19 protein-coding genes and 2 pseudogenes are annotated in these 26887 nt (G+C 72.6%); 12 read left to right on the forward strand and 9 right to left on the reverse strand.

What is annotated here, in order from left to right:
- Window positions 1-44: 44 nt before the first annotated feature.
- Window positions 45-887 (forward strand): helix-turn-helix domain-containing protein, encoded by an 843-nt coding sequence (locus tag AWW66_RS01755; RefSeq protein ID WP_067359527.1) that lies wholly within the window; start codon window positions 45-47, stop codon window positions 885-887.
- Between the two features lie 146 nt (window positions 888-1033).
- Here AWW66_RS01755 and AWW66_RS01760 read toward each other — a convergent pair whose 3' ends face one another.
- The 6 genes from AWW66_RS01760 to AWW66_RS01785 all read right to left on the reverse strand — a co-directional run bounded on the left by AWW66_RS01760 (window position 1034) and on the right by AWW66_RS01785 (window position 7345).
- Window positions 1034-1708 (reverse strand): response regulator, encoded by a 675-nt coding sequence (locus tag AWW66_RS01760; protein WP_067359528.1) that lies wholly within the window; start codon window positions 1706-1708, stop codon window positions 1034-1036.
- A complete protein-coding gene (locus AWW66_RS01765) occupies window positions 1705-2931 on the reverse strand; it encodes a sensor histidine kinase (RefSeq protein WP_067359563.1) in 1227 nt (408 codons plus the stop codon). The genes AWW66_RS01760 and AWW66_RS01765 overlap by 4 nt, the downstream gene beginning before the upstream one ends.
- 10 nt (window positions 2932-2941) lie before the next feature.
- A complete protein-coding gene (locus AWW66_RS01770; protein WP_067359529.1) occupies window positions 2942-4027 on the reverse strand; it encodes a fatty acid desaturase family protein in 1086 nt (361 codons plus the stop codon).
- 54 nt (window positions 4028-4081) lie between these two features.
- Window positions 4082-5293 (reverse strand): acyltransferase family protein, encoded by a 1212-nt coding sequence (locus AWW66_RS01775; protein ID WP_067359530.1) that lies wholly within the window; start codon window positions 5291-5293, stop codon window positions 4082-4084.
- Complete coding sequence (locus AWW66_RS01780) at window positions 5290-6267, reverse strand: alpha/beta hydrolase (RefSeq protein ID WP_067359531.1); 978 nt, start codon at window positions 6265-6267, stop codon at window positions 5290-5292. Before AWW66_RS01780 ends, AWW66_RS01775 begins: the two co-directional genes overlap by 4 nt.
- Before the next feature lie 283 nt (window positions 6268-6550).
- Window positions 6551-7345 (reverse strand): glucose 1-dehydrogenase, encoded by a 795-nt coding sequence (locus tag AWW66_RS01785; protein ID WP_067359532.1) that lies wholly within the window; start codon window positions 7343-7345, stop codon window positions 6551-6553.
- A gap of 121 nt (window positions 7346-7466) precedes the next feature.
- Between AWW66_RS01785 and AWW66_RS01790 the strand changes: the two genes are divergently transcribed.
- Window positions 7467-8087 (forward strand): TetR/AcrR family transcriptional regulator, encoded by a 621-nt coding sequence (locus AWW66_RS01790; protein ID WP_067359533.1) that lies wholly within the window; start codon window positions 7467-7469, stop codon window positions 8085-8087.
- Between the two features lie 219 nt (window positions 8088-8306).
- Window positions 8307-9098: an SDR family NAD(P)-dependent oxidoreductase gene (locus AWW66_RS01795; protein ID WP_067359534.1), complete on the forward strand. Its 792-nt coding sequence runs from the start codon at window positions 8307-8309 to the stop codon at window positions 9096-9098.
- A gap of 256 nt (window positions 9099-9354) precedes the next feature.
- On the opposite strand, the pseudogene AWW66_RS36290 reads toward AWW66_RS01795, so the two are convergent.
- Both AWW66_RS36290 and AWW66_RS01800 read right to left on the reverse strand, forming a co-directional pair.
- Window positions 9355-9441, reverse strand: a pseudogene (locus AWW66_RS36290) (transposase); the annotation flags it as partial.
- Between the two features lie 173 nt (window positions 9442-9614).
- Window positions 9615-9953 carry a winged helix-turn-helix transcriptional regulator gene (locus AWW66_RS01800; protein ID WP_067359535.1) on the reverse strand — a complete coding sequence of 113 codons (339 nt, stop codon included), beginning with the start codon at window positions 9951-9953 and terminating at the stop codon, window positions 9615-9617.
- A 118-nt stretch (window positions 9954-10071) separates the two neighbouring features.
- On the opposite strand from AWW66_RS01800, the gene AWW66_RS01805 reads away from it, so the two are divergent.
- Both AWW66_RS01805 and AWW66_RS01810 read left to right on the forward strand, forming a co-directional pair.
- Window positions 10072-10773, forward strand: a complete 702-nt coding sequence (locus AWW66_RS01805) for an alpha/beta fold hydrolase (RefSeq protein ID WP_083978148.1) — start codon at window positions 10072-10074, stop codon at window positions 10771-10773.
- 32 nt (window positions 10774-10805) lie between these two features.
- Window positions 10806-11120 (forward strand): annotated as a pseudogene (locus AWW66_RS01810) (transposase); the annotation flags it as partial.
- Between the two features lie 228 nt (window positions 11121-11348).
- Here AWW66_RS01810 and AWW66_RS01815 read toward each other — a convergent pair.
- The gene (locus AWW66_RS01815; RefSeq protein ID WP_157527077.1) at window positions 11349-11822 is read right to left on the reverse strand and encodes a hypothetical protein; all 474 of its coding nucleotides are present in this window, start codon (window positions 11820-11822) and stop codon (window positions 11349-11351) included.
- 397 nt (window positions 11823-12219) lie between these two features.
- Here AWW66_RS01815 and AWW66_RS01820 point away from each other — a divergent pair, with 397 nt between their 5' ends.
- The 7 genes from AWW66_RS01820 to AWW66_RS01850 all read left to right on the forward strand — a co-directional run bounded on the left by AWW66_RS01820 (window position 12220) and on the right by AWW66_RS01850 (window position 26692).
- Window positions 12220-12486 carry a hypothetical protein gene (locus AWW66_RS01820; protein WP_245647826.1) on the forward strand — a complete coding sequence of 89 codons (267 nt, stop codon included), beginning with the start codon at window positions 12220-12222 and terminating at the stop codon, window positions 12484-12486.
- Between the two features lie 110 nt (window positions 12487-12596).
- Window positions 12597-16163 (forward strand): hypothetical protein, encoded by a 3567-nt coding sequence (locus tag AWW66_RS01825; RefSeq protein WP_067359538.1) that lies wholly within the window; start codon window positions 12597-12599, stop codon window positions 16161-16163.
- 56 nt (window positions 16164-16219) lie between these two features.
- The gene (locus tag AWW66_RS01830; RefSeq protein ID WP_067359539.1) at window positions 16220-16447 is read left to right on the forward strand and encodes a hypothetical protein; all 228 of its coding nucleotides are present in this window, start codon (window positions 16220-16222) and stop codon (window positions 16445-16447) included.
- The gene (locus AWW66_RS01835) at window positions 16444-19047 is read left to right on the forward strand and encodes a LamG domain-containing protein (RefSeq protein ID WP_067359540.1); all 2604 of its coding nucleotides are present in this window, start codon (window positions 16444-16446) and stop codon (window positions 19045-19047) included. Before AWW66_RS01830 ends, AWW66_RS01835 begins: the two co-directional genes overlap by 4 nt.
- A gap of 10 nt (window positions 19048-19057) precedes the next feature.
- Window positions 19058-20413, forward strand: a complete 1356-nt coding sequence (locus tag AWW66_RS01840; RefSeq protein WP_067359541.1) for a ComEC/Rec2 family competence protein — start codon at window positions 19058-19060, stop codon at window positions 20411-20413.
- On the forward strand, window positions 20410-24867 hold the full coding sequence (locus tag AWW66_RS01845; protein ID WP_067359542.1) for a DUF6603 domain-containing protein: 4458 nt from the start codon (window positions 20410-20412) through the stop codon (window positions 24865-24867). Before AWW66_RS01840 ends, AWW66_RS01845 begins: the two co-directional genes overlap by 4 nt.
- Complete coding sequence (locus AWW66_RS01850; RefSeq protein WP_157527078.1) at window positions 24860-26692, forward strand: hypothetical protein; 1833 nt, start codon at window positions 24860-24862, stop codon at window positions 26690-26692. Before AWW66_RS01845 ends, AWW66_RS01850 begins: the two co-directional genes overlap by 8 nt.
- Window positions 26693-26887 lie beyond the last annotated feature (195 nt).

The following is a 26887-nucleotide window of genomic DNA, read 5'->3' on the forward strand; positions in this document are numbered from 1 at the left end:
CGCACACCCCCGCAACCTGATCGTTTCCGGATTACCCTCGCGGGATGGGCGAGACCGAGACGGAGTTCGGCACGTACCTGCGCGCCCGCCGCGCCCGGGTCGACCCCGAGGACGCCGGGCTGCCCCGGGGCCGGCGGCGGATCGAGGGCCTGCGACGCGAGGAGGTCGCGGCCCTGGCCGGCGTCAGCGTCGACTACTACAAACGGCTGGAACAGGGCCGGGAACGACACCCGTCCACGCAACTCCTCGGCGCGCTCAGCCGGGTGCTGCGGCTGACCAGCGAGGAACAGACACACCTGCACCGGCTCGCCGGCGCCGGTGTCCTCGACAGCGCCACCGCGCCCGGCAGACCGGTCTCGCCCGCGCTGCGGCGACTGCTGGACCAGTGGGAGACCACGCCAGCCTTCGTCTACGACGACGCCCAGGACATCCTCACGGCCAACGCGCTCGGCACGGCGCTGCACGCCGGATTCACCCGCCCCACCAACTTCACCCGGATGATCTTCCTCGATCCCGCAGGACCGCGCTTCTTCACCGAGTGGGACACGATCGCAGCCGGCAACGTCGCCATGCTGCGGCGCGCGTGGGGCCGCGCCGACGCGCGCCCCCGCGTCCAGGCGCTCGTCGACGACGTCTACCACCGCAGCGCCGGCTTCGCCCGCCTCTGGGACTCGCACACGGTGGCCGGCAAACCGCCCGGCGACAAGACCTTCCACCACCCGGCGATCGGCCGGATCGCGCTCACCCACCACAGCTTCACCGTTTCCGAAACGACCGGCCAGCACCTGCTCGTCTACGGCGGCGATCCCGGCACGCTCGCCCTCCTGCGCAGTGTGGGCACGCCGGTGACGGTCACCGATTCGACGGGCGAGCACCACGTCGGCTGACAACTCCTGACCCTCCGTGTGTGGGGTCTGCGCCATCATCTGCTGGCGCAGGCGAGGGCGCGCAAGGCTCCGTCGATGCCGCCACGGATCTCCCAGCGGGCGCGGAGGCGGCGAAGCCAGGTCCGGGGCCTGGCGTGGGGGCGGTGCTATTCGCCCGGGGTCACCAGGCCCGCTTCGTAGGCGAAGACGACCGCCTGGGCCCGGTCGCGCAGGTCGAGCTTGGTGAGGACCCGGCTCACGTGGGTCTTCACCGTCTGTTCGGCCAGGACCAGCGTGCCCGCGATCTCCGCGTTGGAGCGGCCCCGGGCGACCAGGGTGAGGACCTCGGTCTCGCGTTCCGTCAGACCCTTGAGCCGCAGCGCGGGCCTGCCCCTCGCGACGGGACGCTGCCTGGCGAAGTCCGCGATGAGACGGCGCGTCACGGAGGGAGCGAGAAGCGCGTCACCCGAGGCCACGACGCGTACCGCCGCGATGAGGTCGGCCGGCGGGGCGTCCTTCAGCAGGAAGCCGCTCGCGCCCGCCCGGAGTGCTTCGTACACGTAGTCGTCGACGTCGAACGTGGTGAGCATCAGGACGCGCGGCCGGTGCGCCACACCGGGTGACGGCGTGAGCAGCTGGCGGGCAGCCTCCAGGCCGTCCATCTCGGGCATGCGGACGTCCATCAGCACGACGTCGGGGCGGGTACGGCGGCTCAGCGCGACGCCCTGCGCACCGTTGGCGGCCTCGCCCACCACGTCGATGTCGCTCTGGGCGCCGAGCAGCGCGGCGAAACCGGCCCGCACCATGGCCTGGTCGTCGACGATGATGACCCGCGTCGTCACGTGCCGTCCCTCTCCATCAGGGGAAGCCGGGCGGCCACCCGGAAGCCGCCGTCCGGCAGCGGCCCCGCGTCGAGGCTGCCGCCGAGGAGCCGTACCCGCTCCCGCATGCCGACCAGGCCGTGTCCGGTGCCGTTCACCTCCAGCGGCACGGTGGGCGGCACCGGCGGCGCGCCGTTGACGACCAGGACGGTGAGCTGCTCCCCGTCCTCGGACAGGGACAGCGACACCAGGGTCGAGGCACCCCGCGCGTGCCGCACGACGTTCGCGAGCGCCTCCTGGACGATACGGTACGCCGAGAGGCCCACCGCCTCGGGAACGTCGGCGTCGCAGGGGGTGAACTCCACCGCTCCGCCGGCCCTCGCTGTCGCCTCCACCAGGTGCCCGACCTGCTTCAGGCCCGGCTGGGGCACGAGCTCGCCGTGCGCCTCCTCGCTGCGCAACACGCCGAGGAGCCGGCGCATCTCGCCGAGCGACTCACGCGCGGTCGCTGCGATGGAGGTGAACTCCTCCTTCGCCTGCGGCGTCAGCCCGTCGAGACGGTACTCCGCGGTGCCCGCCTGCACCGTGATGACGGACATGTGGTGCGCCACCACGTCGTGCAGCTCACGCGCGATGCGGGTGCGTTCCTCCAGCAGCGTCCGCCGACCCCGCTCGGCCTCGCTGATCGTCTCCTGCACGACCAGTCTGCGCCGCACCTCGTGCCACTCACGGAGCGCACCGGCGACCAGCAGGGCCACCCCGCCGAGAATGGTGAGCAGGACGCCGTTGCCGCTCGTCCCGTCGGGCGCGACGAACGCCAGGACGACGCCCACGCCCGTCGTCGCCAGCCACACCCGCAGCAGCGTCCGGCGCTGCTCGCGCAGGCCGAGGGCGAGGCAGAGGCCGACGTACCCGACGATCTCCATGGGCGGGAACGGCCACGGGAGTCCCGCGTCGAAGCCGACACCGAGCAGGACGAGCGCCCCCGCCACGTCGGCGACGAAGATCACGTACCAGGCCTGCAGCGGGCGGACGACGGCGAGCAGCAGCGGCGCCGTCTGCGCGACGGCCAGTGCGCTCGCGATGCCGCCGCCGAGTCCGTAGGTGGCGCTGAGCACCCCGATGGTGGTGGGCAGCAGGACGACGCAGAGCACGAGCGCCACCCCCCACGGCAGCAGCCGTACCCACCGACGGGAGGCATCCGCCAGGAGCGCCCGCGGCTGGTCCTCCTGCGCTGCGGTCATGGTCACCACCCTAGGAGCGGGGCGTCGGCGTACGGTCGGCGCGCAGCGGTTCTCCCACCGTGTGCAGGTGTCGCAGGCCCTGGCGGTAGGAGTCGATGAGACCGGTCTCCGCGTACGGGATGCCGAGGTCCCGGCAGTGGGCCCGGACCAGGGGCTGGGCGAGCCGCAGATGAGGGCGGGGCATGCCGGGGAACAGGTGGTGCTCGATCTGGTAGTTGAGCCCGCCGAGGAACCAGTCGGTGAGCACCCCGCCCCTGACGTTGCGGGAGGTCAGGACCTGCCGCCGCAGGTGCCCCCACTTCTCGCCGTCGGGGTCGGGCATCTCCATCCCCTTGTGGTTGGGTGCGAAGGCCATCCCCAGGTGCAGCCCGAAGAGGGCCTGGTGGATCGCGGCGAAGACGAGCGCGTGGGTCAGCGGCAGGGTGGCCAGGAGCAGGGTGACGTAGCCGGCGGCGTGGGCGACCAGGAGCGCGCCCTCCACCAGCCGCTCACGGCCGGTCTGGCGGCGCAGGTACCGGAGTCCGGACACCTTCAGGGCGATCCCCTCCAGGAGGGTGAGGGGGAAGAACAGCCAGGCCTGGTGGCGGGTGAGCCAGCCGCGCAGGCCCGTGCGCGTGGCGGCCTGCTCGCTGGTGAGGACCAGGATGTCGGCGGCGACGTCGGGATCCTTGTCGATGTGGTTGGGGTTGGCGTGATGGCGGTTGTGCTTGTCGTTCCACCACGAGTAGCTCATGCCGAGCAGCAGGTTGCCGTGGATGAGCCCGATGCGGCGGTTGACGGCGCGGTGCTCGCTGATCTGGGCGTGCCCGGCGTCGTGGCCGATGAACGCCGTGCGGGCGGACAGGACGGCGAGGACGGGGGCCAGCACCAGGACCCACCACGAGCCGCCGACGAGGGCCATCCCGGTGACGACGGCGGCCAGGCCGAGGGCGTTGGTCACGATGGTGCGGGCGTACCAGCCGGTGCGCCGCTTGAGTAGTCCCCGTTCCTTGACGGCGCGCAACAGCGGCGTGAACTCGCTGCCGGAGCTGCGGGGAAGGGCTCCGGCGGGGGTGCTGCCGGGCTGCGGTGCAACGGTGTCGACGGCCGAGGACATGGTGGTACTCCTTTGTTCGATGCATGGTGTGGAGGTGGGGCGTGGCTCCATCGCTCACGCCGCCAACGCGAAGTAGCCGAAGCCGGCCGCCAGCACGCCCACCGCCACGCGGCGGGCCACGCCGGTACGCTCCCACGGGGCGTCCAGGGGCCGGGCGACCTTCGCGATCGCCACGAGCAGCCCCGCGAAGAGCGGCATCCAGGCCAGCCGCGCCAGCACCCATCCGGCCGTGTCCGGCGCTGCGGTCAGACCGGCGATCTCGCCGACGGACGAGGCGGGGAGCGCGACGGCGAGCATCGCGCTCTGGTGCCAGCACAGGATCGTCATCGCCAGCAGGTTGATGATCACCACCGGGGCCCACAGGGTGGGGCGGCTCAGCAGGCGCGCCAGCCTGTCGCGCAGCAGGACCGCCGCACCGGACTGGGCGGCCGCGAGCGCCAGGACCAGCAGGGACGGCGGATGGGAGTTGGTACGGACCGCGCCGGGCACGCCCACCATCGACACCGGGTACCGGAAGGCGAGCAGCAGCGTGGCGAACAGGACCGCGCCACCCGCCAGCAGCAGCCACGCCTGGCGGCGACTGAGCCGCTTGTCCGCCCAGGACACCCCCACCTGATAGGCGAACATCCAGCCGGTGAGCAGGTTCAGCAGGCCCAGCCAGGGCGGCACCGTGTCCGCGTACGGCCCGTACCGCAGGAAGTCGACCACCGCGACGGAGCCGAGCAGCGGGGCGGCGGCCCAGAAGCCCAGCCGCCGGGAGGCGCCGACGCAGTACGGCGTGAGGGCGGTGATCACCGCGTAGACGCCGACGAACCACAGGGGCTGGACGACCAGGGTCGACGCGGTGTGCAGCGTGACGGTGGGAAAGCCGAAGCCGTAGTACAGGATCGGGAGCAGCAGCGCCCACCCGGCGGTGACCCCGAGGACCGGACGGCCCAGGCGCCGCAGCCGGCCGGCGGTCCACTCGCGGGCCGAGCCCGCGCGGCGCTGGTAGGAGAGGTACGAGGAGTAGCCGCCGACCAGGAAGAAGATGCCCAGCATCTGGAGGATCCAGCTCGCCGGGGCGAGCGCCCCGACCGTGGCCAGCGGGCTGGCGTTGTGCAGTCCCCCGCCGGCGTCGAGGGTGAAACCCCCGACCAGCCAGTGGCCGGTCGGGACGGCCAGGAGCGCCAGCGCGCGCAGCCCGTCGACGGCGCGGTCGCGGTGGGCGGGGGTCCGGGCGTCGATCGCGGCGGCGAGCGTCGCGGAGGCCGTGAGAACCCTCATCGCCGGCCTCCACCCGCGATCTCCGCGAAGGCGGTCAGGGTGGTGGTGCCGGGAGTGAAGTACGCGTCGTGCGCGGGGACGTCGTCGGCGGGCAGGACGGTCGCGCCGAACCCGGGCGAGGTGGGGTCCGCGCCGTGGCCCAGACCCAGGAACTCGACGTTGGGCACGCGGTCGATCCAGTCCCGCGGGGATTTCGCCGCCCAGACGCGCGCACCGGTGCGCAGTGCGGCGGCGTCGTCGACACGCAGGCCGGGCGAGCCCAGGACGACGATGTCGCTCGCGTCGGTGCCGGCGGCGGCGAGGCCGCAGACCACCGAGCCGTAACTGTGGCAGAAGAGGACGGGGTCGGGGAGGCCGGCCGCGTCCAGGCCGTCGACGAAACGGGCGAGGCGTTCGGCACCGCTCTCGGCGAGCCGACCCGTCGCCAGATCGAGGCCGATGCCGGAGGGGGTGCGGTAGCCGGCCCAGGCGATGACGGCGGTGTCGTCGCCCGCCTCCTCCTGGAGATCGGCGGCCTGTCGTACCGTCCGGTCGAACCTCGCCGCGTCGACGTCCGCACCGGGGACGACCACCGCCACGTGGGCGGCGCGCCGCAGGTCACCCACGACCTGCGTGATCAGCCCACGGCCACGCGGATCGTACGCCAGCACCTGGTCGCCGGCGGCGGCGTTGGCCTCGTACCGGAGCTCCACGGGGGTGCCGTCGAGGTTGCCCACCACGGTGGGGTGGTCCTCGACGAGCCGGTGCCGCTCAGCGTTGGTGAGGCCGGCGAAGAAGGCCGCCACCTCCGGCGGGCTGGCCGTGGCCGGGTCCGGTAGCTGCCTGCCCAGTGAGCGGTCGGCCAGCCAGGCGGCGGTGCCCGGGAGCGGACCGTCCGGCGCGCTCCGGCTGGTCGCCGAGGCGGTGCCGGGCGTGCCGCCGATCACCAGGGTGGTCACTACCGCGGTGGTCAGCAACGTCCCGAAGCGGCGCATCCATCCGTCTCCCTCTGTCTCGTCCGTGGTGACGAGGAGAAGGTAGGGAAGCGGTGTGGGGTGGGGCATCACACCGGGGTAGCGACCTTGACGTGGTACGCCGGTAGGGGGTGGGGTAGCTGCGATCGTCGCCGACCGGCGGCGGTCGAGCCGTCGCGTGCCGCGGCAGCTCCTCGGCCGACCGTGTCGCAGTCCGGCTCCTACCACCGGCCCGGGTACCTACGGCTGGACTTCGCCTGGCGCGGTGGCCTCTCCGAGGCGACCCGCAGCGGGGTCGGGAAGGTCAGGCGGCTTCGGCGACACCCGCCGGCAGCGCCGGGCCGAGCAGCAGGCCGCCGTCGAGCACCAGCTCGGTGCCGGTCGCGAACGATGCCTCCGGTGAGGTCAGGTAGAGCAGTGCCGCGCTCACGTCCGCCGGGGCGCCGAGTCGGGGGATCGCGAACGGCGCTGGGTCGTAGAAGTCCGAGATGGGCCGCTCGCCGGGTGCGGCCGGTTCGTGGATCAGCCTGGTCGAGATGACGCCGGGGTGAATGGCGTTCACCCGGATGTTGTCGCGGCCCAACTCGAGGGCGGCGCTCAGCGTCAGGCCCCTGACCGCCCACTTGCTGGCGACGTACGAGGCGTAGAGTGCGGTTCCCCCGTACCCCATGGTCGATCCGATGTTGACGATGGAACCGCCGCCGGCGCGCCGCATCGCCGGGGTGACGGTCTTGATACCGAGGAACTGGCCGGTCACGTTGATCGCGAAGGCGCGGTCCCAGCGGGCCTGGTCGGTGGCTTCGATCGTGGTGGCGGGGTTCTGCACGCCCGCGTTGTTGACCAGGATCGTCAGCGTGCCGAAGGCCTGCTCGGTGGCGGTGACCGCAGCGGCCCAGTCGTCCTCGCTGGTGACATCGAGGCGGACCGCGAGGGCGCGTTCGCCCAGTTCCGTAGCGAGCTGCGTGGCCCTGCTCAGACCACCCGCCGTGCTGCCGATGACGACCTTCGCGCCTTCGGCGTGGTAGGCCCGTACGTGGCTCTCGCCGAGTCCGCCGGTGCCGCCGGTGATCAGGGCGGTCTGGTGGGTGAAGCGTGTCATGTGCACCCCTTCAGAGAGGATTAGTTAAGTGAGCTGACCGACTCACCTCACCATCGGACGCTACCGGCCCGAGCAAAGGTGAGTCAAGTGACTCACCTCGCGATCGGGCATACTGGAACCCATGAGCACCGAACCCTCGGCGTACCACCGACGCGTGGCAGCAGAGAAGCGGGCGGCCATCCTCAAGGCCGCCACCGGCCTGTTCCTGGCGTCCGGCTACGACAGCACCTCGCTCGCCAGGATCGCGGAGGCGGCGGGGGTCTCGAAGGCGACCCTCTTCAAGCAGTTCCCCACGAAGGCGGCACTCTTCGACGCCATCGTGACCGAATCCTGGGGGGCCGAGGACTCCGGCGGCCCGGACCCGTCCGCCGAGGACCTGCGGGCCGGCCTGACCGCGATCGGCCACCGGTACGTCGAACTGCTCACCCGCCCCGGAATGACCGCGCTGTTCCGCATCGTCATCGCCGAGCTGCCGCGCTTCCCCGAACTCGGTGAAGCCCAGTTCAGCCAGGGAAAGTTGCCCTACTTCGAGTCGGTCAGCCGATACCTGGCCGCCGCACACGTCGCCGGCTCCGCGAAGGTCGAGGACCCCACCCTCGCGGCGACCCAGTTCCTCGGCATGATCTCCAACTTCGTCTTCTGGCCCACCCTCCTGCTCACCGACTGGGCGCCCGAACCCTCCGCGATCGAGCGGGCCGTGGCGGAAGCGGTGGAGACCATGATCGCCCGGTACCGGCCCTGAACACGGCCGAAGGCCGGGATCGTGGCAGGGGCCTGGCCGGATCGCGCGTGGTCAGGTGCCGAGCAGGTGTGGGGGCCGCCTCGGGAACCCGTCCTGCTCTGTTCGCTCATCGCCTGCTCATCGGCCGCTGACACCATCGAACCTGCCGCTGCCGAGATCCGGCGGGGTGACGAGGTCCCGGCTCCGGCCGGCGGCCCATTCCCGAGGAGAACAGAACACATGGACCTGCAGATCAAGGGCAAGACCGCGTTCATCAGCGGATCGAGTCAGGGCATCGGCTACGCGGCGGCCAGGGCCCTGGCCGCCGAGGGCTGCGACGTGATCCTCAACGGCCGCAATGCGGTGAAGCTGGACAAGGCCGTGGCAACGTTGCGCGGCGAGGTGCCCGGCGTGTCCGTCACCGGCCTGCCCGCCGACTTCGCGGTCACCGCCGACGTGGACCGGCTGTGCGAGCAGATCCCGAGCGTCGACATCCTGGTCAACAACGTCGGGCTCTTCGAGCTCAAGCCCTTCGAGCTGATCTCCGACGACGACTGGCGGCGCTATTTCGAGGTCAACGTGCTCAGCGGCGTCCGGCTCGCCCGGCGGCTCCTGCCGACGATGCTGGAGCAGGGCTGGGGACGGATCGTCTTCGTCAGCAGCGAATCGGGCGTCAACATCCCCGCCAACATGATCCACTACGGCACCTCCAAGACGGCGATGCTCTCGGTGGGCAACGGACTGGCGAAGCTCACGAAGGGCACCGCGGTGACCGTCAACTCGGTGCTGGGCGGCCCGACGTACTCCGACGGCGTCGCCGGGACGGTCAGGGCGCTGGCCGACGCGCAGTCCGTCCCCGAGGAGCAGATGAAGGCGGCGGTCATCGGCGCCAACGAGACTTCCCTGCTGGGGCGGTTCATCGAACCGGAAGAGATCGCGAACACGGTGACCTTCCTCGCCAGTCCCCTCGCCTCCGCGATCAACGGATCGGCCATGCGCGTCGACGGAGGTGTGCTGACCACGCTGCTGTGAGCCGCGCAGAGCCAGATGGACCAGGGCGTGCCCTGGACGCCGGTACGCAGCCACAACACGATGACGGCGATGATGATCTCGGATCGGTAGGAGGCCACGCGCCTGGCATAACGGGTGTCCAGGTCGCGGACCTGTTCGCGCTGGTTGAGGCAGCGCTCGACGACGTTGCGGTCGGCGTACACCTTCGGGTCGAAGCCTGGTGGACGGCCACCTCGTGAGCCCTTCGCCTGGCGGCGGGCGATCTGGTCGCCCTTCCTTCCCAGGTGCCGTCGGCCGTCCAGATCCGCAGTCGTTCATGCGCGGTCTTGCACGGCCCGTAACGCTGCGGCAGGTCCCGCCACGGGATCGTTGGCGGCGCACACCAGGCTCATGTCGGCCAACGCCGCTCGGTCGCTCCGTTGTGAGGGGACGCCTACACCTCCCGTTCCTCGTCGGTCAACGTCAACACGGCCTCCGGCCCTCCGGTCTTCGGCATGTGGCTCAGACTGAACATGGTCAACGAATCCGAGGCGCAGACTAGCGGTTGTCGTACGCCGCACGGGCGGCGTCGATGTGCGGCAGGTGCGTAATGCTCCACTCGAGCAGCGGCGCGGTGGCCTCGCGCAGGGTCCGGCCCATCGTGGTCAGCTCGTAGCTGACGTGCGGCGGCATGACGTTGCGGACCGTGCGCGTCAGGATCCCGTCGCGCTCGAGGTCGCGCAGCGTCACGGTGAGCATGCGCTGGCTGATGCCGTCGATGGCCCGCTTGAGCTCGGTGAAGCGCCGCGGCCCGTCCTTGAGCGTACGCACGATCAGCAGCGCCCACTTGTCCCCGACGATCCCGAGGACTTCGCGGGCCTGGCACGGATCCTGCATGGTTACCTCCTGAGAACCGGGGCACCGCAAAGTGCCGTATTGCCCGGGGCACGTCGTGGGGATCACGATGTTCTCGGTTACCGAAGGGTACCGAGGCACGAGGAGGAACCGCACGACCATGCCCACATTTTTGCTGGTACACGGCGCCTGGCACAGCGGGCGGAGTTGGGACCGGGTGATCCCGCTCCTGGAGTCGGCCGGGCACCGGGTGCTCGCGCCGTCGCTGACCGGCTACGGCGACAAGGCACACCTGCTGGGCCCCGAGGTCGGGCTCAGCACCCACATCGACGACGTCGCCGGCCTGATCGAGGACGAGCGTCTCCACGACGTCGTGCTCGTCGGGCACAGCTACGCCGGGATGGTCGTATCGGGAGTTGCCAACCGGGCCCCGGAGTCGATCGCGCACCTGGTGTTCCTCGACGCGATGGTCCCCGAAGACGGCGAAACCGCAGTCGACGTCCTTCCGGTCACCAAGCAGCTCATCGACGTCGCCGTGGACGGCTGGCGGGTTCCGCCGATGCCGGAGCAGCCACCGCCGCTCGGCCTGTTCGGGGTCACCGATCCCGACGACGTCGCCTGGTTGCGCTCGATGCTGTCGGACCACCCGGTGCGGTGCCTCCAAGAGCCGGTCCGGCTGGACAACCCGGCCGCGCGCACGATCCCACGCACGCACATCCACTGCGTCAGCGGTCGGCCGGCGGGCATCACCCGGCGTCCCGTCCCGGCAGGCGAGCGGGTGCGGGAACTGCCGACCGGCCACGACTGCATGATCACCACGCCCGTCGAGCTCGCCGGGCTGCTGCTCGAGGCGGTCCAGTAATGCAACGGCACTGAGCGAGTCGAGCGCTGCTCGTGTTCGTTGGTCAGGTCGAGACGGATGTTGATGCCGACCGGTGGCATGCGGAACTCGACCGGCTCCATGCTCGGATCGGGGTGCGGTTCCGCCGGTCGGAGCCGCGTCGGCGGGCGCGGCAGTACCTGTGTGGGCTGGTCTCGGGCGTGGACCGGAAGAACGGGTGGACCCTGGCTGAGCAGGCCGGTGAGGTGTCGCCGGACGGGATGCAGCGGTTGGTGCGGTGGGCGGACTGGGACGTCGACGCCGTCCGTGACGATGTGCGGGACTACGTGGTCGAGCATCTCGGTGACCCGGCCGGGGTGTTGATCGTTACGAACCTGAACAGGTATGGGCCTGGTCCCGTTGGCGACGACGCCGCCAACGCCAGGCCCGCACCTGCCACTACCGACGACGCGGCCACCCCTGACCAACTGCCGTTGCAGCATTAAAAGTGTCCACATTCGGGTGCGCCGTCAGCGACGAATCCCGCTCCACGTCCCAAATTAACCCAAACCTATATCTTGGTCAGAGCCAGGGCTTGGCGGTGGATTGAGTTTGGCCTAGCAGTAGATTCCGGTGACGACCCATGTCTGGCTGTTGCTGAATTTACGCCATTGGTGAGTGCTTATGCCTTGCCTGTCGTAGCGAACGCCGTTGCCGTCGATGACCACGTCGGTGATGCAGTTCGCAGGGAGGCGAATCCCGTCGGTGTCGTAATACTTGGGGTACTCGTTCGAGCGGCGTCCTGGCTGGAGAGTGAAGGAAGCGGGGAAAGTGTATCCGTTCTGTCGGTTCGCCACCGGAACGCAGGCCGTCGGCAAGAACTCGCCGGTGTAGGTGATGGTGCCCGCTTCGGCGCACCAGTTATTGGTGATCATGATGCCGCGCGTGCTTGCGTTGGTTGCCTCTCCGCCGCAGCCGGGAGTGGAGCAGGTGCCAGCCTGCGCAGGGGCGGGCACGGCCAACATGGAAGCTGCAGTTAAGGCTGCCGCAAGGGCCGTGAGGGGCCTCTTGCCTGACGAGAACTTTGCCACTTTACCTCCACAGCGAGAACCGTTGATCCGCTGACGGAGGTCAGGTGAGACATTGCATCGTCTCGACGTTTCAACTGTCGAGACGGCTGTTAGCCTTCGTTCATTCCTTGAGTAGTGGACAATGAAGCGACCCCCGTCGGCTGTGTCGACAGTGTACGCACACGGTCCCGTCCTGGCAAGGCGTCAGGGTTCTTGATGGCAGGTGAATTGACCGTTTCGCGAAGGCCTGAGTAGGTTAATTTGATCGGCGAAGACTCTGTCCTCCTTGAATGCTAAATTCTCGCACGTACTTTCGCCGGGCAGGGCTTCCCTGCTGGTGGGGCGTTGAGCCCAGACAAGCCGGCTATGGCGTCCGCCACTTGTGACGGTCGAAACACGTCTTCGAGACGGGCTCCACGTGATTGCCTATCGCGCCATGGTGGACGTTCCGAGGGAACTCTTCCAGCACCTCGCGGGCCTGCTGTACGCACAGCATCGGGCCTGCGGTACCCGCCGTGGCACCCGGGTGTTGATCTGCTTCTACCAGGCTCTGATGGTGCTCGTCTGGTTCCGCAAGGCCGAGGACATGGCCCCGCTCGCCGCCGGCTTCGGCATCTCCAGGGTGGCCATCGTCGTCGATACCTGGACAGACCGCCGAAGTCGGTCTTACATCACGGAGGGCTGACACCGCTACGGCGCTCCGCACAAGTCCACTGTCGACTTTATGGAGGGTGGGAATCCCATCTCGTTTGTAGGGTGGTCCGCGCTGCCCGTCCGCCCCCAGAGGGATGCCCCATGCGTCTGCTCGCCGTACCCGTCCGCATCGACGCACTGTGGCTCCCGGCCCAGCGGACCGTCGCCGGCCCGGTCGCCGACTTCACCCGCCTGCCCTACCGTGACCCGGTCACCGGGCGGGACGTGCACCCCGACCAGCCGTTCCTCAGCGAGGGGATCCTTCCCGCCCCCTTCGAGGAGGAGCTGACCCTCCGGGCCGGGGTGCACCTGCACTGGGCCCTGCCCGACGCCCTGACCCGGCTGGTACACGGCCCGCACGCAGGGCAGCCGCCCCGGGTACCGGACCGGTGGCTGGTGACCCGCACCGACCCCGACGGCCGGCGGGCCCGGTGGGTGGTGGAGAGCGACGCCCTCACCGACGGGTCGACCTCGTCGGTGCCGTACCCCCTCTCCCCCGAGGATCCGCCGGGCCCGTCGGGTCGGCCGTGGCGGCGGCTCGGGCGGGTGCTGCCCCTCGGGGCGTGGCCGGGGCCGGAGACCGACCGGGTGGCCCGGCTGACCGCCCTGGGGTACGGCGAGCCCACCTTCGCCGCCTTCTACCCCCACTCGGCCAGCGTCTTCGGGTTCTTCGACCCGCAGGGCACCCGGCCCCCGGCCGGCACCCGCTACGACCTCCTCGGCTGGTACGCCTCCCCCGCCCTGGACGAGCTGGCCGGCATCCTGGCCCGGCCCGGTGCCGGCACCTGGGCGCAGCGGGTCGCCGACGAGCTGGGCTGGGCGGCGGGACCCGAGGGGGCGGCCCCGGAGCGGATGGTCTGCGTCGGCCGGTTGACCCTCGACCCGGAGGAGGAGCTGTCCCTGCTGGAGACAGGGACCACCGAAACCGGGGTCTACCTCGGCGACAGCGCCACCGAGGCCCTCGCCGCCCACCTGGGCGCGGAACTGCCGGGGGTGAACGCCGACGAGATGGAGCAGCTGCTGGAGGCGATCGACGTCGCCGACCGTCTGGAGTCCGCCACGCTGGACCTGCCGGAACGGCTCGCCGAGGCCCGGCACACCGCCGCCTTCACCCCGGTCGCCGCCGGGACCCGGTGGACGGTCCGGCCGCAGGACGCCGTCCCCGGCGTCGACCCGGCGGCCCTGCTCACCGCCGCCGGGCCCGCCGGTCTCGCCCCGCTGGGGGCCGCCCCGGCCCGGGAGGTGGCCGACCTGCCGGCCGAGCTGGGTGACCTGCTGGTCGCCCTGAACGCGGCCCAGGCCGCCCACGAGCAGGCGCAGGCGCAGGCCGACGGGCTGCGGCAGCGGCTGTTCGCCGACTGGCACCGGTACCTGACCTGCGCCTACCCGCCGCCGGAGAACCGGACGGACTACCCCGACCCGGACCTGGCGGCGGCCTACCTGCGCCGGGAGATGGCGGCCCTGGACGCGCTGCTCGCCGAGACCGGGGAGTTCCCCCCGACCGGGCCGGGGGACACCCGGGCCCACCGGCTGGCGACGGCCCTCGCTGCGGTGGAGGCGGTGGTGGCCCGGGTCAACGCGGCGCTGCCGGAGGGGGCCGGGTACCGGCTCCAGCAGCTCCCCGACGACTCGTACCAGGTGCCCAACGAGCCCGTGGTGCTGCTGACCGGCGCCGAGGCCACCGGGTCGGACCGGTACGGCAGCGACGGCGAGCACCCGGCGGGTCTGCTGCCCTGCGTGCTGGTGGAGGCCCCGGGGGCGGCCGGGGTCCTGGCCGACGCCGAGGGGGTGGCCGCCGCCGGTGACCTGGTGGACGGTTTCCTCACCGGGCTGCCCGAGCCGCACCCGGCGTTGCGCCGGTGGACCGGGCAGCCGTGGCATCCCCTGCTGCTGCACTGGGAGGTGGAGTTCCTGCCGGCGGCGGCGGGGACCAACCTGGACCCCACCGACCGGGACTACGACCCCGAGGTGGTGAGCCTCAACTACCGGCTCCCGGCCGGGGAGGTGGAGCTGGAGCCCCGTCCCGGGCACCGGCTGGCCGAGCGGGCGGCGGTCACCTACAGCGGCAGCACCGTGCTGTCCACCGCCACCCGTCCGCTGCTCTCGGCCCGGATCCTGCGGTACCTCGCGGGCGGCCCCCTGGCCCGGTACAACGAGGACCGGGTGGCGGCCGGGTTGGGGCCGCTCACCCCGGAGCAGGTGACCGGGGAGCCGGGGGCGCTGCTCGCCTGGTGCGCCGAGGGGTCGGCCGATCCCCGGTTGGGGAGGCTCGCCGCCGCCTACGCGCATCTGGCCGAACACGAGGGGAGCAACCTGGCGCAGAGCCTGGGTGGGTTCAACGACGCCCTGCTGATGCGGCGGTTGACCCGCCAGCTTCCCATCCTCGATCCTCTCGGTTTCCCGTCCGGGCAGCTCCTCGCCGAGCAGGTGCGGGACCGGGTCGGGGAGCAGAACCGGCAGGGCCCGGTGCCGCTGGCCGACTTCAACCCGCTGCGGGCCGGCTGCCTGCGGTTGCTGCGGCTGCGGGTGGTGGACTCCTTCGGGGTCGGGCACGACCTGTCGGTGGACCGGCCCGCCGCCACCACCCGGCTGCGGGTGCCGGACCGGCCGGGCTGGATCGCCCTGCCGCCACGGGTGGCGCAGCCGGCCCGGCTGCGGCTGCGGCTGCTCGACGCCGAGCAGCCGGCCCGGCCGGTCAGCGGGCTCGTGGAGTCCTCCCCGGTCTGCGGGTGGCTCCTGCCCGACCTGCTCGACGACGGGTTACGGGTGCACGCCGCCGCCGGCCAGTGGCTGGGCAGTCTCCTGCCCGACCCGGACCCGGACCGCCCGGACCTGGCCCGGTGGCTGCCGGCCCCCAGCCGGGGGGTGCCCGCCGTGGAGCAGATCGGGAACCCGGGGTTGCGGGCCGTCGTCGACCGGCTGCGGGGGTACGGGGCCGACCGGCTCGGGGAGCTGTTCGGTTCCCTGGTCGAGGCCCTCGACGCGGTGGGTGAGGAGGGCGATGGCGGCCACCAGGTCCGGTCCCGGCTCACCGGCCGGCCGATCGCGGTGCTGCGCCTGAGCCTGGGGCTGGAGCTGCTCGGCCCGCCCGCGATCCACCAGGACTGGAACGTGTTCCGGCAGGACCTGGGGCGGACCGGTCGGGAGACCAACGGGTTCCCGCTGGTGCGGTTCCCGGTGCGGGTGGGGGCGTACGGGCGGCTCGGCGACGGGGTGCTGGGCTACTGGCGGCACGAGCCCGACGGGAGCCTCGGCGTCGAGTACCACGACGTGCCCGGCATGGCCGCCGCCGGCACGGACCCGCCGGTCCGGCTCGCCTTCGGTCTGCCCGAGGAGACCCTGACGGTGCTCCTGGAGCCGGCCGGGGCGCTGCACGCCACCACCGGGATCCTGCCCACCGTCTCGGTGCGGCTGGATCCCGCCCACCACCACGATGCCCTGGCCCGGCTGGAGACCGGTTTCCTCGCCGCCCCGGTGTTGACCGACGCGGCCGGGGTCGGGCTGGTGCTGCCCGCCACCGAGCCGGGTCGCCGGTGGACGTGGCGGGAGCGGGCGGGTGACGTCTGGACCGAGACCGAGGATCCGCCCGCCCCGACCCCGGGGTTCCCCACCGATGTGACCCTGCGGGAGGGCTGGCTCGCGCTGCCCACCGCGGCCACCACCCGATGAGTCACCACCTGATGAGTCACCGCCCGGGTGACCCGGCCGGATCAAGGATGCGAGCGATGCCCCCGATCACCCTCTCCCTCACCCTCGACCAGACGAACGTGATCCTGGAGGCCCTGGGTCAGATGCCCTACGTCCGTGTGTACGAACTGATCGAGAGCATCGGCCAGCAGGCCGGGGCCCAGCTCCACCCGGAGGGGGGTCCGGCCGGGGCCCGACCGACCGTTCCCGGGGCCGCCGTCTCCACCGGCTCCGCCGCCCCCGTCGTCCCGGGTTCTCCGGCGTGAGCGCCGCGCTGCTGCTGCACTGGCAGCTCGACGACCTGGCCCCCGGTCCGCTGGTCACCGGCTCCCCGGCCGGCCCGGCCACCGGGGAGGTCGAGGGTGCCCCGCAGGTCCGCGCCGACGACCGGTTCGGTAGTTGCCTGGTTCTGGGCGGGGGCTCCGACGCGGTGGTCAGCACCGTGGGGGTGGCCCGGCCGGTCACCAGCATGGCCTGGGTGCGGGTGCCCTCGATGCCGTCGAACTCGATGGCGGTCGTCTTCGGTCAGGGCGGTCACTTCGTGCTGTGGCTGCACGACGACGGTCGGATCGTGTACCAGGGCTCCACGGTCAACGGGCCGTTCCGGCAGGAGGCCGGGCCGGGCACGTTCACCTTCGACCAGTGGCACCACCTGGCGGTGACCAGCCGGGACAGTACCGCCCGGATCGTGCTGGACGGGGTGGTGGTGGCCGAGGACGTGATGCCGGGGCCCGTCCAGCCGAGCGGGGAGCGGTTCGCCCTGGGCCGCGACCCCAACTCGGTCAGCTCGCACCTTGCCCTGGCCGCGGCTCACCTGCGGGTGTACGACGGTCCCCGTTCGGTGGCGGAGATCGCCCGGGACATGGCCGCCGACGAGGCTCTGCTCGCGTCCTTCGTCCGGACCCATCCCCTGACCTTCGAGCTGGTCAACGTCGACGACCAGCCGGTGCTGTACATCGACGACGCTCCGGGCGGGCAGACCCTGACCCTGCGGGTGAGCAACTCCTCCCGCCAGGACCTGGTGCTCTGGTCGGCGTCCGGGCCGACCGGCCCGGAGAGCCACCACCTGTCGGTGGGCTTCCGCCAGGGGGTGCTGGCCGTGGACTCCCGGCCGGCCCTGCAGGTGCCGGGGTGGGAGCTGTTCGTGGCCGGGTCCACCGGTTGGCTGCGCGGGCCGGAGGGGCTGACCCTGCCGGCGGGGACCTCCCTCGACCTGCCCCTGAGCGGGCTGCGGGCCGACGGGGTGGGGGGCACCCGGGGCAGTCGGGTGGAGCTGGGCTACCGGCGCGTGGGGTACAGCGGGGAGCCCAGCGAGTTGGTCGGGGCCCGGCACCAGGTGGTGGAGATCGTCAACCACCGGGGTCGCCCCGAGGTGCCGCTGCACCTGGGGTTCGTCGGCGGGGACCGGGTGCTCAGCGACGGGCGGACGCCCCGCGACCTACGGGTCCGGGTGGCCAACCTCTCCCGGGAGATGCCCGTGCCGCTGGCCGGGGCGGACGGGACCGCCCCCACCGAACTGGTCCTCTCCTTCGAGGTGCAGGGCGAGCAGGAGACCCGGGACTGGGCCCTGACCACCGCCGGTACCGCCGGCACGGTCACCCTGCGGGTCGGCGGGTCGGTTCCCGGGGGCTGGCACGTCCACCGGGAGATGCTGGCGGACCGGGCCCAGTGGACCCTGATTCCCGAGCAGGACACGACCCTGCCGCCCGGGGGGTGCCTGGAGCTGACCCTGGAGGAGGTGCAGGGGCTGCCGGACCCCGGTCACGCCCCGGTGGTGCTGGCCTACCGCAACCTTCCCGGGTTCCGGGACGGTCAGCTCAGCGCCGAGGTGGAGCGGGCGCCGATGGTCTTCTCTGCCCGCCACGCCGGGCTGGGCACCGCCGCTCCGCAGGCCCGGCTGCACATCGTGGACGACACCGGCGACGCCCACGGGGGCAGCGTCATCGTCGGCCCCACCGGCCAGCCGAACCTGCGGCTGGGCTACGACACCGGGTACTCGTGGATCCAGTCCCACGGCGCCGCGCCGCTGGCGATCAATCCGGTGGGCAACAAGGTCGGCATCGGCACCACCGCGCCCCCGTCCCCGCTGACCGTGCAGGCGGTCACCGACCATCTGCAACTGAGGCGGGAGGCCCAGAGCGGGGGCGCGGTGGTGTTCCTGGAGCTGTACCAGGACCAGACCCCGGCCGGGGTGGACGTCTACCCCAGCATCCGCTTCCACCACTCCCACAAGTTCTGGCACCGCATCGAGGGCCGCCCCGAGGGCTTCGCCTTCAAACAGGGCACCTCCGACGAGCTGACCGGCGTGACGACCGGGGCGCTGACCGCCAGCACCGTGACGACCCCCCGGCTCCAGGCCGACGAGGTGCGCGGTACCCGGCTCGCCGCCGGCCAGTCGGTGCTCACCGCCGGTTCCGACCACCTCCAGCTCCGGCGGGAGGCGCAGACCGGGGGCGGGGTGCTGTTCCTGGAGCTGTACCAGGACCAGACCCCGGCCGGGGTGGACGTCTACCCCAGCATCCGCTTCCACCACTCCCACAAGTTCTGGCACCGCATCGAGGGCCGCCCCGAGGGCTTCGCCTTCAAGCAGGGCGGCTCCGACGAGCTGAGTGACGTGCAGGCCGCCCGGGGGATCTTCGGGGCGCTGACCGTGGACGGGGTCACCATCGGCGCCCACGAGCTGCGGGCCCTGCTGCGGCTGGCCGCCGGGCAGCTGGAGTTCGACCTCTACAACGTGCTGCAGAACGAGTTCGCCTACGCCGCCGACTTCAGCCCCTTCGACCACGACCGCCGGCACGTCTTCACGTGGCGGCGCAAGGGCGAGCGGGTCAGCCAGGGCCGCTGGCGGATCGCCTTCCCGAGCTGAGGAGAGCAGCATGACCCACCCGAACCCCCCGGCGAAGCGCAAGCGGCGGACGGCCGACGACTGGCTCGGACTGAACGACGGGGAGACGATCCTCGACGAGAACCGCCAGGAGTCCAGGCGGAAGCGGATCAAGCTGGAGCGGGACCACGCGAAGAAGCTCCGGGAGGAGGCCGCGGCCCTGTCCAAGCTCTGGGAGGACGAGATCAGCAAGCGGCCACCGGCCACCCCGGGCACCCGGGGGGACCGGAAGTTCTACGCGCGCATGGTCAAGATGGGGCAGGGGGACTGCATCGCCCTGAGCACCCCGGCTGGTCGGCTGATCCTCGTCGACTGCGGCTCCAGCTCGAAGGAGATGGATGAGACCAAGGAGAAGCTCTACACCAAGCGGGTCCGGGCCTGCCTGGAGGATCCGAAGTTCCTCGGCCCGGTGCAGGCCACCGACGCCTTCGGCAAGCCGCTGAAGACCCCGAAGGCGCAGTTCGTCGACATCCTGGTCTTCACCCACTCCGACGAGGACCACTACAACCAGCTCGCCACGGTGCTCGCCGACAAGCCGAACCGGGTCGAGGTCGGCCGGGTCTACCACAGCGGGGACTTCGCCGGCTACGGTGCCGCCAACCGCTGGGTGCGGTCCCACGTGCGGAACGAGAATCTGATCCGTCGGGTGATCCACAACGCGGTCGACCCCACCAAGACCCTGAAGGACGGCGAGGTGGCCGGGGAGATCACCCTGGAGGGGATCGCTGTCACGGCGGCGAAGACCGCCACCGACATCGACTGCCTCGACGCCCAGGGCGGCATCCGGATCGTCGCCGAGACCGACCCGGCCTGCACGGTGACCATCCTGGCCGCCGGGGTCACCAACGACTACAAGAAGGACAAGGACGCGGCCCAGGGCAAGAACCGGGGCAGCGTGGTGCTCCTGGTGGAGGTCTTCGGCAAGAAGCTGCTGCTCTGCGGCGACTCCACCCGCAGCACCGAGCACCACCTGATGACCCGGGGGAAGTACGCCGCCCAGAACCGGGTCCGGCTCAAGGGTGTCGACATCGTCCACATCGCCCACCACGGCAGCGACTGCACCTCCTCCTCCCTGGAGTTCGTCAACCTGCTGGACCCGAAGGAGCGGGCCCTGATCAGCGCCGGGAAGGAGGGGGTGTCCAACCACCACCTGCCCTCGAAGACCGTGGTCGACCGCTACGTGAAACGGTTCGTCGACAGCGGCCGGGGGAAGACCCCGCCCCACTCCGGGTGGGCCTGGGACTCCGAGAACTACGTGCCCCCGAAGTCCCTCCAGTTCCCCTTCGCGGCCCCGGTCTACATCACCGGGTCCCACGGTGACCTCGACATCACCTGGGAGCAGGCGTGACCCCCGAGGCCCTGGAGACCCTGCTGGCCGGGGTGCCCTCCGGTCGGCTCGACCTGCCCGTCGCCGCCCTGGACCCTTCGGCCGCCGCCTACCTGGGCCGGTTCCTGCCCGCCGGCCGGCTGGCCCTGACCGGCTGTGTCCGCGCCGAGGCCGCCAACCCGGTCACCGTCACCGGCACCGGCTCCCCGGGCCCCTTCGAGCGGGCCGAGGTGACCCTCCGGTTCACCCTGACTGGCGACGTGGTCAGCCGGGTCGAGGTGATCGTCCGGCCGGGCAGCGACTGGTCCCTGGCCGACACCTTCCCGCCCCTGCGCGGGACCCTGCTGGACACCCTCCGGTTCAGCGGGGCCGTCCTGCGCCTGGACACCGACCTCATCGCGGAGAGCGCGGACCCGCCCGACCCGACCGCCACCCCGCTGGCCTTCGAGGGGGACCTGCTGGTCCGGCCCGGGATGGAGCTGGTCGGGCTGCTCTTCCCCGGCGAGAGCCATCCCCTCTCCGGGGAGGTCACCATGACCTCCCTCGCCCCGCCCGAAATCACCCCGGCCACCCCCCTGGTGCCGAGCGTGGCCCTGTACGGCCCGGCCGACGCCGGCCTCGACCTGGGCCTGTTCACCCTCACCACGCTGCGGTACGGGCTGTTCGGCCTGCCCGAGCTGAACTACAACACCCTCGACCACCAGGTCCGCGGGGCGCTGGTCATCGCGGCGGGCATCCCGGTGTCGGCGGGCAGCATGACCGGGCTCACCGAGGACCACAAGATCACCATCGACGCCCGCCTCGCCTCCTGGAGCGAGGAACTGGTCCTCACCGCCGACTTCAGCGGGTTGGGGCCGTTGACCCTGGCCGACATCGCCGGCCTGGTCGGGCTGGAGACCCTGCCGGTCCCCTTCGGCATCGATCCGGGGGCCGGCATCACCCTGGGGGCGGTCACCCTCGCGGTGGATCCCACCGCCGCCAACCCGGTCGACTACCTGACCATGACCCTGTACACCGAGGCGGACTGGGTGGTGATCCCCGGGCTGCTCACCCTTCAGCAGATCGACCTGACCGTGCGGGTGGTCTCCCCCGGCCCGTCCGCCCAGGTGTCGGTCCTGGTCAGCGGCCTGTTCGGGATCGGCGCGGACGGCACCCTGGAGCTGGTCGCCGACTCGACCACCCGGCGGATCGGTGGCGGGCTGCGCGCCGACGACCCGCCCCTGCGCATCCGGGAGGTCTACCGGCACTTCACCGGTGACGAGCCCGACCACGTCCCGGACCTGACGGTCACCCGGTTCCAGGCCGGGGCGGTGGTGCCCTCGGCCACCGTACCCGCCTCCTTCGACGGGGAGATCGTCCTCGACGGCGTCTGGCGGATCACCGAGCAGGTCACCGTCACCCAGGTCGGCTTCGACCTGCTGCACGACCCCACCGGCACCACCTTCCACGCCCGGGCGGGGCTGCTGCTCGGCGGGGTCGCGGTGATGGTCCGGGCCGGCTACGACCCGGACCCCGGCCGGCGCTGGGAGTTCGCCGGGGAGACCGGCCCCGGGGAGGAGATCCCCATCGGGCGTCTCTTCGCCGACCTGGCCGACCGCTTCGGGGGGCTGGCCCTGCCGGCGCCGCTGGCCGAGTCCGTCGTGGACAATCTGGCCGCCGAGGTCTCCACCGGCGCCGGGCGTCTCTTCCTCACCGGGCGGACCCGGTTCCCGGTCGACGGCACCGACGTGGCCCTCACCCTGGCCGTGGACACCGCCCGCCGGTCCGTCGCCGGGACCCTGGACCTGGCCGTACCCGTGCAGGGGGGCACCTTCCACCCCACCCTGGAGCTGCACTTCGCCCAGGACCCGACCGCCCGGCGGCTCGCCGCCTCCTACCGGCACCTGCCCGCCGACCCGGTACCCGACCTGAAAGCCCTGGTGGGGGCCCTCTCCCCCACCGCCGCCGCGCACGTGCCGGAGGGGATCCGGCTGGACCTGCGTCAGGCCCTGTTCGCCCTCTCCGGCAACGGCACCCGCACCGGGTACCTCTTCGGGGTGGAGGTCGCCGCCACCCTGGACCTGGGCCGGCTCCCGGTGGTCGGGGACCACCTGCGGCGCACCACGATGGGGGTGGACCCCCTGCGGCTGCTCGCCGCCACCACCGCCCTGCCGGCGGCGGAGGCCGCCGCCCTCGCCGCGCTGCTCCCGGCGGGCTTCGCCCTGCCCGCCGGGGACCTGGCCGCCGGGTTCACCGTGGACGCCACCCTGCTGCTCGGGCCCTTCACCCAGGCCCTGGCGGTACCGGTCGGCGGCCCTCCGGGGGTCGCCCCGGCACCCGCCACGGGCGCCCCCGCGCCGGTGCGGACCGGCGACGACGCCACCTGGCTCACCGTGCAGCGGTCCTTCGGGCCCCTGCACATCTCCCGGGTCGGCCTGGCCTGGCGGCAGTCCCCCGGCCAGGAGGCCCGGATCGCCCTGCTGCTGGACGCCTCGGTCACCGTCGCCGGGCTGACCCTCTCGCTGAGCGGGCTGGCCATCGGGGTCTCCGCCACCAACCCCCTCTCGATGCCCACCTTCGACCTGGCCGGGATCGGGCTGGCCTACGACACCGTCCCGCTGCGCATCGGCGGGGCCCTGCGCAAGGACATGATCGAGTACGAGGGGGTCCGCTACCCGGCCTACAGCGGAGGGCTGAGCGTCCGGACCCCGACCTTCTCCGTCGGGGCGATGGGCGCCTACGTCCAGCTCCCCGCCGGGCCGTCCCTGTTCGCCTACGCCTACCTCAACGGCCTGCACGCCGGCCCGCCCGCCCTGTCGCTGCGGGGGCTGGCGGGCGGGTTCGGGTACAACCGGCGGTTCATCGCCCCCGCCATCGACCAGGTGGCCGGCTTCCCCCTGGTGGCCGACGCGATCACCGGGCCGCCCCCGGGCACCACCCTCGCCGACGAGCTGCGGATCCTCGCCGACTACCTGCCGCCTTCGGTCGGGGACTACTTCCTCGCCCTGGGGCTGCGGGTCAACTCCTTCGAGATGGTGGACGCCTTCCTGCTGGTCGCCGCCGCCTTCGGGCACCGGTTCGAGCTGGACGTGCTGGGGATGGCCACGGTGGTGCTGCCCGCCCCGGACGCGGGGGCGGGACCGGTCAGCCCGGTCGCCCAGATCCAACTCGCCATCCGCGCCACCCTGGTCCCCGACGACGGGTACCTGGCGGTGGAGGCCCAGCTCACCCGGGCCTCGTACCTGCTCGCCCCGGACTGCCACCTGACCGGCGGGTTCGCCTTCGCCACCTGGTTCACCGGGGAGCACGCCGGGGACTTCGCCCTCACCGCCGGTGGCTACCACCCCCAGTTCCCGGTGCCCGCCCACTACCCCACGGTGCCCCGGCTCGGCTTCGCCTGGCAGGTCACGAAGCAGTTCAGCATCTCCGGGGCCGGGTACTTCGCGCTGACCCCCACCACCCTGATGGCCGGTGGCCGGGTCACCGCGCTGTGGCAGGACGACTCCCTGCGGGCCGGGTTCGACGCCTCGATGGACTTCCTGATCTCCTGGCAGCCGTACCACTACGAGGCGTCCCTGCACGTCAGCATCGGGGTGTCGTACACCTTCAGCCTCTTCGGCACCCACACGCTGAGCGTGCAGGTCGGCACCGACGTCCAGTTGTGGGGTCCGGACTTCGGCGGGACCGCCGCCATCGACCTGGGCATCGTCACCATGCGCATCTCCTTCGGCTCGGCCGGCGGGGCGAAACCGGAGCCGGTGAGCTGGGACCGGTTCCGGGACACCCTGCTGCCGCCCCGGGACCGGGTCCTCGGCCTGTCGGTACGGGCCGACACCCACCGTGCCGCCCCCGACGCCGCCGCCGAGGATCTGGGGATCGTCGACCCGGCCACCCTGGTCGTGTCGACCACCAGCGCCATCCCGGCCAGCGGGGCGGTCCGGGGCACCCGGGAGCGGGAGGTGGCCCTGCCCACCGGCGGAGGGCGGACCGCGTTCGGGGTCGGCCCGGCCGACCTGGCCCCGGGCGCCGTCACCGCCGTGCACCGGATCGTGGTCACCCACGAAGGGCTCCCGGTCGAGGACCGGTTCGACTACACCCCGGTCCGTCAGGGGCTGCCGTTCGCCCTGTGGGGTGGCCGGCTCGCCCCTCAGGTCACCGACCCGGCCCTGGTGGAGGACCTGGTCACCGGGTACGAGCTGCGGCCCCGGCCGCCGTCCCCGGCCCGGGCGGTCCGGGTGGACCGGTCCGCCCTGACGGCCGACACCCCCCTGTACACGCGGGAGGTGATCACCCTGGCGCCGCCGCCGCGGCGGCCGGTCGTCCCGGACGGGCCGGCGGCGCGGGCGAGCACGATCCGCACGGCGATGGCCGACCCGGGGGTCGCCGCCACTCGCAGCGCGGTCGCCGCCGCCCTGCTCCCCTCGGCGGTGCTCGACACCGCCGGCTTCGACACCACCCAGTTCCACGCGATCCCCCAGGTGGCAGCCCATGTCTGAGTCCCCGGTGACCTTCCGCCGCGAGCACCGCCCGGTGCTCGCCGCCGGCGACTACCAGGTCACCCTCTCCCACCGGGTCAGTCTGGAACCGGCGGACTTCACCACCACCCGCCGGTTCACCGTCGCCGGGGACCGGTTCGGTCTGGCTCCCGCCCTCATCCGGTCGGTGTTCCCGCCGGAGGGCAGCGTCGGGGACCACGCCACCGTGCTGCCGCACATCGTGCTGGAGCGGGCCACCCTGCCCTGGGAACGCAGCCCGGGGGGAGCCGGGCCGCAGACCCCGCCCTGGCTGGCCCTGCTGCTCTTCACCGAGCAGGAGGCACCGCCCGTCTCGACGGTGCCCCTGGGGCAGGTGGGGGCGGGTCCCTGGCTGCCGCCGGCCGCCGCCGCTGCCGAGTCCCACGAGTCGGCGCAGGAGCCGGTCACCGTCATCGACGTCCCGGCCGCCCTGCTGGCCGACCTGCTGCCCGGGTACGCCGACCTGCCCCTGCTGGCCCATGTCCGCGCCGACGGGAACGACCCGGCCGACACGGCGGTGGTGGTCGGCACCCGACTGCCGCCGGCCGGGATGACCAGCGTGGTGCACCTGGTCTCCCTGGAACACCGGTTCACCCCGGCCACCGACGGGTCCTGGGTGCTGGACCGGGGACCCGCCCCGGTCGGGGACACCGTCCGGCTGGTCAGCCTGACCAGTTGGCGGTTCGCCTCGGTGAGCGCCGACCACACCTTCGCCACGCTGGTCCGGGACCTCGCCGAGGAGGGGGCCGCCCTCCGGCTTCCCCCCGCCGGGCAGCCCGCCGCCGACCGGTACCTCGCGGAGGGGTTCGTGCCCGCCCGGCACCGGCTGCGGCAGGGCGGCAGCAGCATCGGCTGGTACCGGGGGCCCCTGGTGCCCGGCCCCACCGACGGGGGGCGGGTGGCCCCGGTCCGCACCGGGGACGCCCTGCTGCGCTTCGACCCGGAGCTGGGCATGTTCGACCTGGGGTACGCCGCCGCCTGGCAGCTCGGCCGGCTGCTCGCCCTGGGCAGCGGGGACACCGCCACCGCCCTGTACGGGTGGCGTCGCCGCCGGGACCAGCAGGCCGCCCGGACCCAGCGCGCCGCCCGCAACGCCGACACCGGGTACCCCCTGTCCGTGGCCCCGATCGACGACACCCTCCCGCCCGGGGTGCGGGACTGGCTGACCGGGCTGACCCGGCTCGACGGGGTGCCCTTCGGCTACCTGGTACCGGAGGAGGGGCTGCTGCCGGCCGAGTCGATCCGGTTCCTCGGCGTGGACCAGACCTGGGTCCGGCACCTGGTCGACGGAGCCGTCAGTGTGGGCCGGTTGGGCCCCGCCGACGAGGCCCGCGACGCCGCCGCTCCCCTGCCGGTGGAGTTCCCCACCCTCACCGGGGCCCTGATCCGCTCCCAGGTGGTCTCGGGCTACCCGGGGCTGCTCGTCGACGGGTACGCCGACCGGGCCGGCACCGGGCACCTGACCCCCTGGGTGACCCGCCGACTGAGCCCGGAGGTGCTGCTCTGCCTCTTCGAGGGGGAACTGGCCCGGCTGGACCTGCACCAGCCCCCGGAGGCCCAGCACCTGGCGGTGGAGCCGCACTCCCCCGGCAGCTACGGCAAGACCCTGCGGGCCCCGGAAGGCTCGGAACGGGTTCCCGACCCGGTCGGACCCCTGCCCCTGGGCCCCCGGGGGACGATCTCCCCGACCGGGCTGGCCGCCGCGATCGCCGGGTCCCTGGGGGTGCCGGCGGCCGAGGTGGACTCGGGGGACCTCGCCCTCCAGCTCACCGAGACCGCCGAACGGGTCACCTTCCTGCGCCCCTGACCGGTGAGCAGGGCTCCCGTCCCTGCGAGGCGGCCGCCGCCGCTCCCGGCGGCGGGCAGGATAGGGCGATGGCAGGCGCGGACCGACGTGACCTCGGTCGGGTGTTCAACGAGGTGCCGGAGCTGTACGACCGGGTGCGGCCGGGATCTCCTTCGCTCGCTGTCGCCGTACCGCAGGCTCGACCACGACGCCGTG

The organism is Micromonospora rosaria (genome assembly GCF_001567585.1).
Lineage (GTDB): Bacteria > Actinomycetota > Actinomycetes > Mycobacteriales > Micromonosporaceae > Micromonospora > Micromonospora rosaria.